The sequence below is a fragment of the Aeromicrobium wangtongii genome (assembly GCF_024584515.1).
Classification (GTDB): Bacteria; Actinomycetota; Actinomycetes; order Propionibacteriales; family Nocardioidaceae; genus Aeromicrobium; species Aeromicrobium wangtongii.
Genome location: NZ_CP102173.1, coordinates 1,522,284 through 1,537,702 on the forward strand (window position 1 = coordinate 1,522,284; position 15,419 = coordinate 1,537,702).

General features: G+C 68.8%; 16 protein-coding genes. 15 read left to right on the forward strand and 1 reads right to left on the reverse strand.

Annotated elements, in window-relative coordinates:
• Positions 1 to 127: 127 nt before the first annotated feature.
• The 7 genes from NQV15_RS07590 to NQV15_RS07620 all read left to right on the forward strand — a co-directional run bounded on the left by NQV15_RS07590 (position 128) and on the right by NQV15_RS07620 (position 6,803).
• A complete protein-coding gene (locus NQV15_RS07590; RefSeq protein WP_232399216.1) occupies positions 128 to 910 on the forward strand; it encodes an enoyl-CoA hydratase/isomerase family protein in 783 nt (260 codons plus the stop codon).
• Between the two features lie 155 nt (positions 911 to 1,065).
• Positions 1,066 to 1,212 (forward strand): hypothetical protein, encoded by a 147-nt coding sequence (locus tag NQV15_RS07595; RefSeq protein ID WP_306459366.1) that lies wholly within the window; start codon positions 1,066 to 1,068, stop codon positions 1,210 to 1,212.
• Positions 1,213 to 1,448: 236 nt separating this feature from the next.
• Positions 1,449 to 1,604 (forward strand): hypothetical protein, encoded by a 156-nt coding sequence (locus NQV15_RS07600; protein WP_306459367.1) that lies wholly within the window; start codon positions 1,449 to 1,451, stop codon positions 1,602 to 1,604.
• Between the two features lie 205 nt (positions 1,605 to 1,809).
• Positions 1,810 to 4,551: an ATP-binding protein gene (locus NQV15_RS07605; protein ID WP_232399218.1), complete on the forward strand. Its 2,742-nt coding sequence runs from the start codon at positions 1,810 to 1,812 to the stop codon at positions 4,549 to 4,551.
• Positions 4,552 to 4,734: 183 nt separating this feature from the next.
• Positions 4,735 to 5,457, forward strand: coding sequence for an alpha/beta fold hydrolase (locus tag NQV15_RS07610; protein WP_232399219.1), 723 nt, complete (start codon positions 4,735 to 4,737; stop codon positions 5,455 to 5,457).
• Positions 5,458 to 5,508: 51 nt separating this feature from the next.
• Positions 5,509 to 6,159 carry an NAD(P)H-binding protein gene (locus tag NQV15_RS07615; RefSeq protein ID WP_232399220.1) on the forward strand — a complete coding sequence of 217 codons (651 nt, stop codon included), beginning with the start codon at positions 5,509 to 5,511 and terminating at the stop codon, positions 6,157 to 6,159.
• A gap of 113 nt (positions 6,160 to 6,272) precedes the next feature.
• A complete protein-coding gene (locus NQV15_RS07620; protein ID WP_232399221.1) occupies positions 6,273 to 6,803 on the forward strand; it encodes a cupin domain-containing protein in 531 nt (176 codons plus the stop codon).
• A 463-nt stretch (positions 6,804 to 7,266) separates the two neighbouring features.
• On the opposite strand, the gene NQV15_RS07625 is transcribed toward NQV15_RS07620, so the two are convergent.
• Positions 7,267 to 7,539 (reverse strand): hypothetical protein, encoded by a 273-nt coding sequence (locus NQV15_RS07625; protein WP_257125107.1) that lies wholly within the window; start codon positions 7,537 to 7,539, stop codon positions 7,267 to 7,269.
• Positions 7,540 to 7,556: 17 nt separating this feature from the next.
• Between NQV15_RS07625 and NQV15_RS07630 the strand changes: the two genes are divergently transcribed.
• The 8 genes from NQV15_RS07630 to NQV15_RS07665 all read left to right on the forward strand — a co-directional run bounded on the left by NQV15_RS07630 (position 7,557) and on the right by NQV15_RS07665 (position 15,414).
• Positions 7,557 to 7,772 carry a hypothetical protein gene (locus NQV15_RS07630; protein WP_232399223.1) on the forward strand — a complete coding sequence of 72 codons (216 nt, stop codon included), beginning with the start codon at positions 7,557 to 7,559 and terminating at the stop codon, positions 7,770 to 7,772.
• Between the two features lie 19 nt (positions 7,773 to 7,791).
• A complete protein-coding gene (locus tag NQV15_RS07635) occupies positions 7,792 to 8,472 on the forward strand; it encodes a TetR/AcrR family transcriptional regulator (protein ID WP_232399224.1) in 681 nt (226 codons plus the stop codon).
• A gap of 145 nt (positions 8,473 to 8,617) precedes the next feature.
• Positions 8,618 to 9,109, forward strand: a complete 492-nt coding sequence (locus NQV15_RS07640; protein WP_232399225.1) for an acetyl-CoA carboxylase biotin carboxyl carrier protein — start codon at positions 8,618 to 8,620, stop codon at positions 9,107 to 9,109.
• Positions 9,106 to 10,470, forward strand: a complete 1,365-nt coding sequence (locus tag NQV15_RS07645) for an acetyl-CoA carboxylase biotin carboxylase subunit (protein WP_232399226.1) — start codon at positions 9,106 to 9,108, stop codon at positions 10,468 to 10,470. The genes NQV15_RS07640 and NQV15_RS07645 overlap by 4 nt, the downstream gene beginning before the upstream one ends.
• Before the next feature lie 27 nt (positions 10,471 to 10,497).
• Positions 10,498 to 11,952: a hypothetical protein gene (locus NQV15_RS07650; RefSeq protein WP_232399227.1), complete on the forward strand. Its 1,455-nt coding sequence runs from the start codon at positions 10,498 to 10,500 to the stop codon at positions 11,950 to 11,952.
• A 12-nt stretch (positions 11,953 to 11,964) separates the two neighbouring features.
• A complete protein-coding gene (locus tag NQV15_RS07655) occupies positions 11,965 to 13,188 on the forward strand; it encodes a thiolase family protein (RefSeq protein WP_232399228.1) in 1,224 nt (407 codons plus the stop codon).
• A gap of 4 nt (positions 13,189 to 13,192) precedes the next feature.
• Entirely contained in the window at positions 13,193 to 14,746 is a 1,554-nt protein-coding gene (locus tag NQV15_RS07660; protein ID WP_232399229.1) for a class I adenylate-forming enzyme family protein, read from the forward strand.
• Entirely contained in the window at positions 14,743 to 15,414 is a 672-nt protein-coding gene (locus NQV15_RS07665) for an HAD family hydrolase (RefSeq protein ID WP_232399230.1), read from the forward strand. The genes NQV15_RS07660 and NQV15_RS07665 overlap by 4 nt, the downstream gene beginning before the upstream one ends.
• Positions 15,415 to 15,419: the final 5 nt, after the last annotated feature.

Sequence of the window (15,419 nt, forward strand, 5' to 3'; positions counted from 1 at the left end):
CGGACAGTGTGTTAATGTCCCGATTTAAGCTTCATTGATACGCAGGCCGCATCTGTCGAGGTTGCTCCATCGTGTGTCCGGTGTCGACTCGAGCCGAAGCGACATCGACTACCGGAAGGCGCTGACAATGACCAATGACTCCGACCGCTGGGTCGTCGAAAGGGATGGCGCCATCTGCATGTTGCGGTTCAACGGTGGTCCGCGACGTACCGTCACGATTGGTGACGCCGCAGATCTGGCAGCGCTTCTTGCGGCGCGGGCGGACCGTGAAGCGCCGCCCGTCCTCATCCTCGTGCTCGATGTCTTGCACGCAGACCTCACCGAGGTCCGTGAGATGGCGAACGGCCGACCAATCAATGATTGGGCTCCGTGGGTCGAGGCGATCAGCGCCATCGAGAACTACCCGAGTGCCGTGATCGTTGCCGTGCCGGTGCAGGCGAGCTGTGGAGGCCTTGAGATGAGCGTGGCAGCTGACATACGCATCGCTGCTCCCGACGCCTTGCTCGGCGTGATGGAGACTCGAATGGGGATCCTCCCTGGAGCCGGTGGAACGCAGCGACTGCCCGAGCTGGTCGGCCGCGGCGACGCCGCACTGCTGGTGCTCAGTGGCGACCTCATCTCCGGGACCGAGGCGCACCGGATGGGCTTGGTGCAGCTCCTCGCCGATGACCCAGTGGATCGTGCCCTTCAGCTCGCCGCGCGGCTCGCCCAGATCGGACCGTCCGTGCTGCGGGCCGCCAAGCGCGCCCTGGCGGGCGGGCGGGCCAGGACCGCCGATGGATTCCGCAACGAAGGCCGGGCATTCCTGTCGCTCGTGGGCTCTGATTCCACGAAGGCGCGCCTCGACGGCTGGCTGAGCGACCAGGAGAACTCCGCGTCCCCGGCGCTGGATCGTGGTCCGCTGCCCTGAGGTGCGCCGGCCCCCGTACTGCCGCGAACAAAACCGGGGCGCTGCTTGGGCGTGGCGTCGTGCTCCCCGCGAGCTGCTCATGGCCCACGCCCCGTCGTTCGCCAAGGTCTACCGACTGGGTGTGAGCGATCAGGACGAGACCGACCAAATCGTTGATGTCGGCGCTGCTGGCCCGCGACTTGTTCGCGTTCGCGGCGCGCGGGTACGACCTCGTCGGCCTGCGGGCGTTCGCGCTGTTCCCGATGACGCACCACGTCGAGTGCGTCGCTGTGCTGACGAAAACCGGCTCTGACCTGCGCTGATGTGAACTGGGCTCTCAGGCGGTGAGTCCCGAGAAAGGGCCTCTTAAAGGCTCACTTTGGGCTCACTTGAGTTCTCGGGCTCGGTTTGTGACGCCTCACTCGCCCTGTCGGGACGGCCTGAGGGCGCGCAGAACGGCCCGTACGCGGCCCCCCGGGAGTCGACCCTTCGCTCGGTCTCGGGGCCGGGACTGGCGACCGTGGGGGTGCGCGTCACCTTGCAGTTCAACATCGCCGGCATGCCCGCACTGTCGATGCACTTCGGCACCAGCCCCGACGGGCTCCCCATCGGTGTACAGATCGCCGCCGTCTGGCACGCCAAGTCCACGCTGCTGCACGTAGCAACTCTGCTCGAGTCCGTCAGTCCGGTCCGCGATCTTCACCCCGAGCTCTGACGGCAGATCCGCCTCCGTGCGGTGCTGACGCGGTTGACAAAGAAAAGCCAGACGGTTAGTTCAATATCATAGGAACGACGACGGCCTACTTGGCCGAACGACCCGACGCCGACCTCACCACGGTGCGGCTCCAATGACGTGAGCTCCGCCGAGATGCACGCCCTGGACGCCGGGGATCCCGGGTGGTCGTAGAGGGAGGGACCACATGCACCCCACCACACTGTTGGGCCGCGCGACCGAAAGCCTGGCGCTGGCCTCCCTGGTGCAGCGGGCATCGGCGGGATCAGGCGGTGCGCTCGTGGTCGAGGGCGCACCAGGGGTGGGGAAGTCTGCGCTGGTCGCCGAAGCGGCGGCGTCGGCTGCGAGGCACGGGATCCGTGTCATCACGGCTCTGGGGGTGGAGTCCGAGGAGGACGTGGCTTTCGCGGGTCTGCACCAGCTGGTCCACCCGCTCCGTGAGCGTATTGACGACCTGCCCGGTCCGCAGCGTGATGCGCTACGGGCAGCCATCGGGCTCAGCGAGGAGGTCGCCCCGGCCTTGCACCTCGTCGGCCTCGCCGCGCTGACGCTGTTGTCGGACGCGGCAACCGAGGAGCCGCTGCTGATGGTCGTCGAGGACGCCCACTGGATGGACCGCGCGAGCCTCGTCGTGGTCGGGTTCGTGGCCCGCAGGGTCGAGTCGGATCCGATCGTGATGATCGTGGTGACCCGGGGCTCGGACCTCCGGCTCGAGTTCGCTGGGCTTCCGGTGCTGCAGGTGGACCCACTGACGGATGGGGTGTCGGCGGAGCTGCTCGACGCCGTGGCGCCTGACCTCGGGCGGCAGGTCCGGATGCGGGTGCTGGAGGAGGCAGCCGGGAACCCGCTCGCGCTGACCGAGCTGCCTCTCGCGCTGAGCTCAGTCGATGGCGCGTCCGCGTTGCCCCTGGGGCCGCTGCCCCTGACGGAGAGGTTGGAGCGCGCTTTCGCGGACAGGATCTCCCGCCTGCCCGCCGGCACCCGGACGGTGCTGCTCCTGGCAGCCCTCAATGGTGACGGGACGACGGACGAGAGTCTGGCAGCGGCGGCACGCATGCTGGAGACGGCGATCGATGTCGAGGCTCTCCCGCAGGCGGTCGATGCCGGCCTGTTGGAGGCCCGCACGATGGGATTCCGGCACCCGCTCATGCGCTCGGCGATGCACGACGCCGCGACTCCCACCCAGCGTCGCAGCGCGCATGCCGCGCTGGCCGCGGAGCTGCGGAACCACCCCGACCGGAGGGCATGGCACGTCGCTGCCGCCACCTCCGGCCGCGACGAGCGGGCGGCCCAGGACCTGGACCTGACTGCCGGCAGGGCGCTGCGACGGGGTGGTTTCGCCGCAGCCCTGGCAGCACTCATGCGCTCGGCGGAGCTGACGGAGGACCCCTCGGCGCTTGCAGACCGGCTGGTGAGGGCTGCGGAGCTCGCTCTGGAGCTGGGTCAGGTCGCCATCGTCGACGACATGCTCGACCGGGCCAGCTCACTCGACCTCACTGCCCGGGACCAGGGCCGGGTCGCCTGGGTGGGCATCATCCGAGGGGGCGTCTGGACTCGGGGAGAAGGGGCCGCAACCGCTGAGCTGGCGGAGATGGCCGTCGAGATCGCGGCCACCGAGGCCGTCCTCGGTCTGCGCATGCTGTGGGGCGCGATCCTGCACTGCATGTACGGGGAGCCCGGGCAGGAAGCGCGGGACCGGGTGGCCGCCGCGGCAGACCGGATGCCGGTGCCGGCCGACCACCCCCTCCTCGTGGCGCTCCGCGCTCTCTGCGCACCGGTCGACCGCGGTCGATCGGCCCTCGAGTCCCTCGCGCGGCAGCAGGAGCGCCTACCCGAGGACCCGGAGTGGGACGGGTACCTGGCAGCGGCGGCAGTGACGATGGGGGCTCCCGTCCTCGGGATGCGCCTGGCGGCGAGGTCGTTGGACGCACTGCGGGCGCAGGGACGGTGCTCAATGCTGAGCGGCGCCCACTTGCTCCGGGCAGCGAGCGCGGTCCATCTCGGTGACGTCCGGACGGGGTATCTCGCCGCCGAGGAGAGCGCGGACTTGAACCGTGAGATCGGTCAAGTCATCGTGGAGACGACCCTGTTCGGGGTCCGTGCGCAGATCGCTGCACTGTGCGGCGACCCGCGGACGGAGGAGCGGGCAGCCGAGGCCGAGCGCGCAGCGATCCCCTTGGGTCTGCGCACTGCGCTGGCCCACGCGCAGATGGCGCGGGGGCAGGAAGCCCTGTGCCAAGGGCGTTACGGCGACGCGTTCGGGCACCTGCACCGCGTCTTCGACCCTGCCGACCCCGCCTTCCACCCCTGGCTGCGTTTCTACGCAGTCTCGGGACTCGCCGAGGCTGGGGTGCGCAGCGACTGGGCCGAGGTGGCGCGGGGCATCGTGGAGGAGCTGACCGCGCTCGGCGAGGTCACGCCTTCGCCCGCCCTGCTCTGCGGTCTGCGCCTGGCACACGCGCTGCTGAGCCCGCCGGAGGAGGCCGAGGCGCTCTATCGGGCAGCCCTTGACAGCGTTCCGGCGGACTGGCCGTTCGAGCGGGCCCGCGCGCATCTCGCCTTCGGCACCTGGCTGCGCCGCGAACGGCGCACATCGGAGTCCCGCGCAGTCCTCGAGGCCGCGCGCGAGGTATTCGACGCGCTGGGGGCGTCGGCCTGGTCGGACCGGGCACGCCAGGAGCTGCGTGCTGGCGGGACATCGTCCCCCCGCCAGGGCGCGACCGTCGTCGACCTGTTGACCTCGACGGAGCTGCGGGTCGCGCATCTCGCCGCGCAAGGGCTGACGAACCGCCAGATCGGCGAGCGGATGTACGTCTCGCCGCGCACCGTCAGCACTCACCTGCAGCGCATGTTCCCCAAGCTCGGCATCGCATCTCGCGGTGAGCTCGCCGCAAGGCTCGCCAGCACGCAGGATCCGCACGCGATGTAGCCACCGGGGGAGGACCCGCAGCAGGGCAGCCTGGAGCAGGTCCTACGCGGTATGCGCGCTGCGAGCGATGACGTACCCGAAAAGACGTCACCTGACGGACGCGCTGGTTCCTGCTGGCTCCCTAGGTTCGTGTCACCCGATCGCGGACGACATGCTGCGATGACCCAGATATGGAGAGAGATCATGAACAACCCCACCATCGTCCTGGTCCATGGCGCGTTCGCCGACGCGGCGAGCTGGAGCCCGGTCACGCGTGCGCTGCTCGACAACGGGCACCGCGTGATCGTCCCCCCGAACCACTTGCGGACGCTGTCAGGCGATGCGGCGAGTGTGCGACGCGTCGTGGAGGCGGTCGATGGCCCCGTCGTGCTTGCCGGCCACTCCTACGGTGGTGCGGTCATCACCGTCGCGGGAGCCGCCGAGAACGTCGTCGGGCTCGTCTACGTCGCTGCCTATGTCCCGGACAAGGGTGAGAGTCCCGCCCACATGGATGCCAGGTACCCGGCCACCGATCTCCGCGATCACCTCGTGACCCTCCCCAATCCGTCCCCTGGCCACGATGAGGGCGTGGACCTGTCGGTTGAGCCGAGCGCGTTCCTCCCGGTGTTTGCAGCGGGCCTCGACCCGCGGACCGCCGAGGTGCTCGCGGTCTCACAGCGCTCGTTCGCCGACGCCGCCTACACCGAGGAGGCGTCAGCCGCGGCGTGGAAGTCCACGCCCAGCTGGGGCATCGTCGCGACTGCCGACAAGACCGTTCAGCCCGATGTCCAGCGGTTCGGCTACGAACGGGCCGGGTTCAAGCAGATCGTCGAGGTCGACGCTCCGCATCTCGCGATGCAGACCAACCCGAAGGACGTCGTGGACCTCCTCGAGGCAGTGGTGAGCGCCGTCGGCCGTCCTGCCTGATCGCCGGCTGCCCGTTGGACAGCCAAACTCGATCGGCCGAAGGAGAGACTCATGCACGTGTTCATCGTCGGCGTCACCGGAGCGGTCGGCTCGCTCCTTGCCCACGAGCTCGTCGCTAGGGGGGACACGGTCTCAGGGCTTGTCCGCCACCCGGCGCAGCGCGACGAGCTCGTCACCTCGGGGGTGACCGCGGGGGTCGGAGACCTGACACTTCTCTCGCCGGGCGACCTCGCACCCATGATCGCGTACGCGGACGCCATCGTCTTCACTGCCGGCGCTGGAGGCGGCGGCACGCAAGCAACGACCGCCATCGATCGCGACGGCGTCGTCAAGCTGATCGACGCCGCGCACCTCACATCCGTCCCTCCCCGCTTCGTCCTGGTCTCCGTCTTTCCGGAGGCATGGCGTGAGCGGAACCTCGGGCCGGGCTTCGACCACTACATCAGGGTCAAGAAGGAAGCGGACGTAGCCCTCACCAAGAGCAAGCTCTCGTGGGTCATCCTTCGACCATCCGCTCTGCAGGATGATCCCGGCCGCGGGACTGTGGCGCTGGGTCCGGCAGAGATCCACGACGAGATCACCCGAGCAGACGTGGCCGCCACCTTGGCCGCGATAGTGCATGAGCCAAGGATCAGCCAGAAGATCCTCGAGGTGACCGCCGGCACCACCCCGATTGACCGGGCCGTTGCGTCCGCCATCTGACTGCGGCAGACCGTCGCGATGACCCGATCCACAACCGATGTACCTCCTCCGCCACTGCTTCGACGAGACCCTCGCACAGCCGTGACCCCACCTCCCAGAAAGCAGAGCCGAGCATGACCTCACCCGAGAACCCCACCGCCAGCATCCCCGACGACGACCCCGCCCGCTCCCTCACGCTCGTCACGCCAGACGACCCAGACACCACGTACCTGTCACTCGCTGGTGACAACTACGCCATGCTGATCGGTGGAGACCAGACCGACGGCCGCTACTGCCTCATCGACATGCGAGTGCCGGATGGCGGAGGGCCACCGCCTCACCGCCACAACTTCGAAGAGATGTTCACCATCCTCGACGGCGAGATCACCTTCACCTTCCGCGGCCAGCAGCACACGGCCGCCGCCGGGTCCACCGTGAACATCCCGGCGAACGCGCCGCACTTCTTCCGCAACGAGTCAGGCGCGCCAGCACGCATGGTCTGCATGTGCACCCCCGCTGGACAGGACGCGTACTTCCTGCGAGTAGGGCACGTCGTGGACGGACCCGACTCCGCACCTCCCGAGCTCTCCCCGGAGGAAGAAGCGCAGGGCCGGCATCTCGCCGTCGAGCTGGCCGCCCAGTACCAGACCGAGATCCTCATCTGAGCCGCCGAGGCCCCGAACTTCACGACCTCGTCCCGGGACAGCGACGGACGTCCATGCCTGGGATTTTGGTCGCCGCGGCGGACCATCGTCGGGACCGCCGACCTGTGCACGCCGAGTAGATCGGCCGCCTCACCCTGCGCCACCCACCCCGTGCCGGTCACGACGGCAGGCTACTGACGCAGGGACCCACCGTCTCGGTGGGGCGCAATGAGGACTACCCCCCGCACCACGTCGAGTGCGTCGCAGTGCTGACGAAAACCGGCTCTGACCTGCGGTGACGTGTTATGGGCCGTCGGGGCCGCACGCCGCCTGTGGCCGACGCCCTGATGCTCGTCTGGAACCTTGCTGATGTCGGGCACGCAGTCGCCGGGAATCCAGTCGAGTCGGCTCGAGAGCGAGCAGACCGGTCAACGGATGCCGGTAGATCAGTAAAAGTGACGTAGGGTTTACTTTCTGCTCTCGATCATGATACCGAGAACTGACGCGGGCCTGCCGCCACGAGACTGCGCATGGCCGGGCGTTCAGGAGGCATAGCATCCGGTTGTCCGCCGTCCCAGACGAGGAGCACGCGATGAACCAGGCCGAGTCGTTGTTCCTTCCTGCGCGCGATCTCGGCGTATGCGTGGGCCGGGCTGTTGGCGAGCAGGATGGACGAGGTGGTGATCATGGGGCTGCAGACGGCCAACATCGCCAGCGCGGCGTACTCGATCCTGACGATGGCAGCCGCGCACGTCATCCGCGAGCACGCCAGTGATGAGTTTGCCGAGCGGGTTTATGCCGCCGACACTCGACGGTCGCTGGTTCGGGACGATGAACCTGTCGGAACCCGATGTCGGGTCGGCGCTCGGCGACGCGAACACGCCGGCCCGCCGTGCGGACGACGGGGCGTGCCGCGTGACGGGCTGCAAGATGTGCATCCTGCAGTCGGGAGATCAGTTGCTGATGGAAATCGACGACGCTCTATGGTGAGGCACTCAGGACGGACGGCATGAGCACGTCACAGGAATCGGGGATGGGCGACATGGGTTCGGATGCTGTGGTGGCCAAAGAGGCGTCCGGCGGTCTTTCGACCCCGCCCACGCCGAAGGGCCGCGACGCCCGGCGGCGGCTGCTGGAGGCCGGCGAACAACTCTTCGGTGAGCAGGGCTACGCCGGGACGCGAGTCTCCGACATCACGGAGGCTGCGAACCTGTCGCCCGGTGCCTTCTACCGGTACTTCAAGGATCGTCACGAGCTGCTGCTCGTCCTGCTGACCGAGATGCTGGACCGGGCGTTCGACTTCGCCCGGGCGCGCTGGGACGACAACCACCCGACCGAGTCGGTACAGCGCACGACCGAGCGTTACTTGGAGTTCTACGACCTGAATCGCGCCATGATGGGCGTGATGGTCGAGATGGCCCAGAATGACGAGGAGGTCCGCAGCGTCTGGCGCCAGTCCCGGACGGCGTTCTACACACGAATCGGGCGCGCCTTGACCCGAGGCGTCACTTCGGGCGCCATCCGGTCCGACATCGATGTCGAGGTGGCGGCCGAGCTGCTGGGGAGCATGACCGAGTTTTACGCCTTCCAGCGCTACGCCCTCGATGGTGACGCCTTGAAGGACGTCCCGCCGGTGGAGGTGGCCACGACGCTGGCCGAGCTGTGGACGCGCGGAGTCGCCAGTAAGTAAAAGTGACGCAGTCTTTACCGTTTGAGTGATGCGGCATACATTGACAATGTTGCGAGGCCGATGTCGGCGTCACTCATATCGGAGGAATGCGCATGCACGAGCCGTCTCCGCACCCGGAAGCTCTCGGCTGCGTGCGGGGGCAGGCATGACCGACATCCGGCCCGACGACGTGGCCGTGCTCTCGCGGCTCATGGACGAGCACGGGTGGACGTCCTTACGGGTGAGCATCGGGACGACGACGGTCGTGCTGGGGGAGGCTCCTGCGCCGGAGACCGCCGCGCCGCCAAGCCCCGCGCGGGCTTCATCGTCCGCCGTCCGACAGGACACCGCCGGCGCGGCCCAAGACGGTGCAGGCAGTGATCCCGCCCGCCCACACGAGGCCTCCACGTCTGCCGGCGTCACCGTCACGGCGCCGAACCTGGGAACGTTCTATCGGGCGCCGGCGCCAGGCGAAGCGTCCTATGTCGAGCTGGGACAACGGGTGGAGGCCGAGGACGAGGTGTGCTTGATCGAGGTCATGAAGCTCTACACACCCGTCCGGGCGGGGGCCGCCGGCGTCGTCGTCGAGGTGCTGGTCGAGGACGGCGCGTTGGTCGAGTACGGCCAGCCGCTGGTCGTCATCGACCCGGACGGATGAACATCCGCCGGCTGCTGGTCGCCAACCGCGGAGAGATCGCGGTTCGGATCATCAGCACGTGCCGCAAGCTTGGCGTGGAGACCGTCCTGGCATCGTCGTCGGCGGATCGGGACTCGCCGGCCGCAAAACTGGCCGACCGCACCGTCGTCATCGGTCCTCCCCAGGCCACCCGTAGCTATCTGGACCATCGGCTGGTGGTCCACGCCGCAGCGGCCACCGGCTGTGACGCTCTGCACCCGGGGTACGGCTTCTTGTCCGAGCGTCCCGACGTCGTCCGGGCGTGCGACGAGGCAGGCATCGTGTTCGTCGGCCCGCGCGCGGAGACGATCGAGAGTCTGGGGGACAAGCTGCGCAGCCGTGAGCTCGCCGATGCGGCGGGTGCCCCCAGGATCAAGGGAAGCGAAGCGCTGACCTCCGTGTTCGATGCGCAGCGATTTGCGATGGACGTCGGCTTCCCGGTGCTGCTCAAGGCGGCCTCAGGCGGGGGTGGACGCGGGATGGCGGTCTGCATGAGCGTCGAGGAGGTGGCCAGCGCATACCCGCGTCTGGTGACCGAGGCCAAGGAGGCGTTCGGCGATGGCACGCTCTTCCTCGAGGCCTTCGTCGAGACGGCGCGTCACGTGGAGGTCCAGGTCATCGGTGACGGAGCCGGCCGGGCCTGGAGCCTGGGGCTGCGCGACTGCTCGGTTCAGCGTCGCTACCAGAAGATGATCGAGGAGGCTCCGGCCACGTTGCTCGACGATGCCGCCTGCGAACAGCTCGCCGCCAGCGCCGTCGCCCTGCTGGCCAGCGTCCGGTACCGCGGTGTGGGCACGGTCGAGTTCCTCTGGGACCCGGCTCGCCAGACGGCATCGTTCATGGAGGTCAACACGCGGATCCAGGTCGAGCACCCCGTCACCGAAGCGGTGACCGGCCTCGACCTCGTCGAGCTGCAGCTGGAGGTCGCGTCCGGGGACGATGTGGCCGCACGACTGCACGAACGGTCCTCGAGTGGGGTGGGGCATGCGATCGAGTTCCGGATCAACGCCGAAGACGCGACACGCGACTTCCGTCCCTCGCCGGGTCGCATCACGGCCTGGGTCCCGCCGGCCGGGGCCTGGATACGGCTCGACTCCGCCGTCGAGAAGGGCAGCTTGGTCACGCCCTACTACGACAGCATGATCGCCAAGCTGATCGTGAGCGGGGTCGACCGCGCGGATGCTGTTCGCCGCAGCATCGAGGCCCTCAGCTCCTTTCGGGTCGAGGGAGTCGCGACCAACCTGCCGCTGCTGCGGGCCATCGCGGGCGACCCCGAATTCGGTGCCAATGCGTTCCACACCCGCTGGCTCGAGTCCGACTTCCTTCCCGGCTTCGCGGCCTGACCCCGACCACGAGAACCAGGAGCACTCATGGCACACATCGAGCTGTTGGACCAGACGCTTCGGGACGGGCCGCAGAGCCTGTGGGGGATGAAGATGCAGGCGGGCATGGCCCTGCCTGCCGCTCCGCACCTCGACCGTTCCGGATTCCATGCGATCGACCTGGTCGGCAGCTCGATGTTCGAGGTGCTGATCCGCTACTGCCAGGAGAATCCTTGGGAAGGGCTGGACCTCCTGCTGGACGCCATGCCGCGGACCCCTGTGCGCGGAGGCATGCGCTCCAACGCGGCGGTTTCGTTCTCCACCAGCCCAGACGCCCTGATGGATGCCTGGATGCGACAGCTCAACGTGCACGGATGCCGGAGCTACTGGATCTACGACCTGCTCTACAACGTCGACAAGATGCACCGGCTCGCCGGGGTCGCCAAGCAGTTCGGTTCGGAGATCGCCGCGACGGTGATGTTCTCGCTGAGCCCACTGCATACCGACGAGTACTTCGCCAAGATCACCGCCGAGCTCGCGGCGAGCGACGACGTCGACACGATTCTGTTCTACGACCCGGCCGGTGTGCTGGACGTTACGAGGCTGCGCACGGTCCTTCCCGGCGTCGTCGCAGCAGCGGCCGGCAAGCCGGTCGAGTTCCACGCGAACAACCTGCTCGGGCTCAGTGGCGCCGCCTATGTCGAGTCGCTGAAGCACGGCGTGTCGATCCTGCACACCGCCAGCCGGCCGATGGCCAATGCCGCGTCGGTGCCGTCCACCGAGATCATGGTGCACAACCTGGAGATCCTCGGCCACACCCACGGCATCGACACATCGCGGCTCGGCCCGGTTCGTGAGCGGTTCGAAGCGGTGGGGGCGGCGGCCGGTCTGCCGGTCAACCAGCACCACGAGTACGACGTGATGTCGCTGGCCCACCAGATCCCTGGCGGGATGATGGGGTCGCTGAAACGCCAGCTCGCCGATCACGGCATGGAGGAGCGGTTGTCCGAGGTGCTGGCCGAGACGGCGCAGGTGCGCCGCGAGCTGGGCTATCCGGTGATGGCGACCCCCTTCAGCCAGCTCGTGGGCACGCAGGCGGTGCTGAACGTCGTGACCGGCACGCGGTACGGCACCGTCCCCGACCAGGTCGTGGAGTACGCAGCCGGCCGATTCGGCACCCCGGTCGGACCGATCGAGCCGGAGACGCTGGATCGCATCACCGGCTCGCCGCGGGCCGCCGCCATCATGGCCGCACAGCCGGAGCAGCCGACCATCGAGGAGCTGCGTGCCTCGCACGGGACCGCCGATGACGATGAGCTGATCCTTCGCGCGCTCGTCCCCGAGTCGGACCTGATCCAGATGAGGAAGGCGGGCCCCGTGAAGCAGGACTATCCCGTCCTGTCCAGCGCTGAGCTGGAGCAGGTGGCGGCGATCGTCCGGGCCGTCGACCGGCCGTACGCGCGGATCACCACGGAAGCGTTCGACCTCGAGCTGGGCCGATGAGAGGAAACTGCCATGCCACAGCACGCCAGCATCGCCGGGATCGCCATGACGGCCTTCGGCATCCACCGCGATGAGACGGTCAAGTCGCTGACCAGGCAGGCGGTGCAGGGGGCGCTCGAGGACGCCGGTGCCGGTCTGGACGACATCGAGATCGCCTTCTTCGGCAACATGGGTCAAGGCGTCCTCGAAGGGCAGCACTCGGTTCCGGGACAGATCGCCCTGCGGGAGATGGGGCTGCAGCGCGCCGGGGTCGTGAACGTCGAGAACGCCTGCGCGACCGGCTCCAGTGCCTTCGCCATGGCCGTGACCCATGTGAACGCAGGGATGGCGGACATCGCCTTGGCGGTGGGCGTGGAGAAGATGAACGTGGGGACCCGGGCGGACTCGCTGCGTGTCTTCGACGGTGCGTACGACGTCTCCCGACCGGCCGAGCTGGAGAAGACGCTGATCGATCTCGGCGGAGTCGGCGCGGACGCGGGCGAAGGTGACCGATCCATCTTCATGGACATCTACGGTGCGATGACCCGCGCCCACATGAGCACGTTCGGCACGACCCAGGCGCAGCTGGCCGTGGTGTCGTCCAAGAACCACGGGCACGCCGTGCACAACTCCAAGGCGCACTTCCGCACCGCGATGACGGTCGATCAGGTGCTGGCGGGCCGGGCGCTGGGGTTCCCGCTCACCGTCCCGATGTGCTCGCCGATCACCGACGGCGCCGCGGCCGCCATCGTCTGCAGTCCTGAGGGACTGGCCCGGCTCACGGGCGCCGATCCTGTGCGGGTGCTGTCCAGCGTCATCGGTTCGGGGGTCGACCGCGCCCTGGACGACTACGAACGGCACATCACGCGGGTGCTGGCCGCACGTGCCTACGAGCTCGCCGGTGTCGGACCCGGCGACGTGGATGTTGCGGAGGTGCACGATGCCACCGCCTTCGGCGAAGTCCTGCAGACCGAGATGCTGGGCCTGTGCGAGCTCGGCGCCGGTGGCCGGCTCGCCGCATCGGGCGACACGACGATCGGCGGACGGATCCCGGTCAATCCATCCGGAGGACTGGAGTCCAAGGGACACCCGCTCGGTGCCACCGGACTCGGCCAGCTCTGCGAGCTGACCGACCAGCTGCGCGGTCGCGCCGGGGCACGGCAGGTCGACGGGGCGAGGATCGCCGTCGCCGAGAACGGCGGCGGTCTCTACCGCGGCGAAGAAGCCACCGCCGTCATCACGATTCTCGGCCGGTGACGTCATGTCGGTCATCTCGTTCTTCGATCGTGGCTGGCGACAGTCACCGGATGCGCCCGCCTACATCATGGGAGGCCGGAGCTGGTCGTACGACGACGTGCACCGGGGGTCGTCCCGGATCGCCCGGGCGATCCTCGGCATGGGGGAGCGCGTCCGGCACGTGGGTGTGCTCTCGGCCAATGATCCAGCCGCGTGGGTCGGCATCCTCGGAGCCTGGCGGGCAGGTGGCGTGTGGGTGCCGTTGAACGTGGCGTATCCGGCGAAGGACACTGCCCATGCGATCAATGGCTTCGATGTCGACCTCGTGTTCTTCCAGGCGTCGTCGGCAGGGCTGGTGGAGGAGATCTCCGCCCTCGTGGAACGACCCGTGCAATGGATCTGCCTGGACGATGACGGCACCGGGAACATCTCGCTGGGCGACTGGTCGGGCCACCTGTCCGACGACCCCTTGCAGGTGGGCTGGGAGCCCGACGACGTCGTGGCGATCATGCCGACGGGCGGCACGACGGGGAAGCCCAAGGGCGTCATGAACACGCACCGCACGCTGGCGGCCTCGATCACCCACATGATGTTGGTGTTCGCCTATCGGGCGGACGAACCGATCATCAATCTGGCCGCTGCCCCCATGACCCATGCCGCCGGACTCCTGACGTTGCCGTGCCTCGCGCGCGGCGGCACGGTCGTGGTCCTTCCGCGGGCGGACGCCGGCCCGGTGCTGACGGCCCTGGAGCAGACCCGGGCCACGGAGGTGTTCCTTCCGCCGACGGCGCTCTATCGCCTGCTCGACCTGCCGCGCCTCGACCAGGCAGATATCGGATCCTTGCGCTACCTGCTCTACGGCGCTGCCCCGATCGCGCTGCCCCGCCTGCGGGAGGCCGTGGAGCGCCTGGGGCCCGTCCTCATGGGGGGCTACGGGCAGATGGAGGCGCCGATGGCGATCTCCTATCTCACGCCACCGGAGCACATGGATGGTGGCAGCGTCGCGGACGATGCGGTGCTCGGGTCCTGTGGCAGGCCGTTGCCCCTCGTCCAGGTGGAGATCCGGGATGACAGCGACCGGCCCGTGCCGACCAACCAGGTCGGTGAGATCTGCGTGCGCGGTGATCTCGTGATGAAGGGCTACTACCGCCGCCCGGACCTGACGGCGGAGACCATCATCGAGGGCTGGCTCCACACCGGGGACATCGGAAGGCTCGACGATCACGGGCGTCTGACCATCAGCGATCGCAAGAAGGACATGATCATCAGCGGCGGCTCCAACGTCTACCCGTCCGAGGTCGAGACCGTGCTGGCCGGGCATCCGGCGGTGCTGGAGTCCGCAGTGGTCGGTGTCCCGGACGATGAATGGGGCGAGCGCGTCGTCGCCTTCGTCGAGCTGCGACCGGGCGTCGATCCGGTCGACGGGCCGGCGCTCGTCGCTTGGGGGCGAGAACGTCTCGGGGGGATCCGTGCGCCGAAGCAGGTGGTGATCGTCGCCGCCCTTCCACGGTCGGCGGCGGGCAAGATCCTCAAGGCCGAGCTTCGTGGGACGCGGAACACCCAACGGGCACTCGCGTGAGCGCCGGGCTCGTGCTGTTCGACTGGGACGGGACGCTCGTCGACACCAGGGCGGCTCTGCTCGAGAGCTGGCACCGCTCCACCGCGGAGGTGATCGGTCGTCGGTTCCCGTCCACGGCCGACGAGCACGCCTGGACCCTGCGGGCCCGCGGCGCCGAGATCTTCGCACGCATCACCGAGAGCCCGTCGCAGGCCGCCCAGTTGTCCGAGGCGTTCGACCGGGCGTACGTCCTGCAGTCAGCGACGGCGTTCGCCGGGGTCGCCGCGGCGCTCGACGACATCGCCTCCGAAGGCGTGCCTCTGGGGCTGGTGACGTCCAAGGCGCGGGGACGTGTCGAGCTGGACATGGAGACGTCGGGCATCGGGCGACGCTTCGATGTCGTCGTCACCGGCGACGACGTCGCGCGGGCCAAGCCCGATCCGGAGGGGGTCCGTACGGCCGTGGCGGCGGCGAGGGCGTCGACCGCGGACGTCGTGCTCGTCGGGGACACCAGTGCCGACCTGCGGGCCGGCCGCGCCGCCGGCGTCCGGGTCGTCCATGCAGGCTGGGGGTACGGAGACGCCAAGGCTCTGGCCCCCCTGGCGGACCGGTGCTGCACCACGCCGCACGAGCTTCTATCCGCCCTGGGAGAGCTCTGGTCGCAGACGGCCGGGATCCGCGAGGTGTGACGACC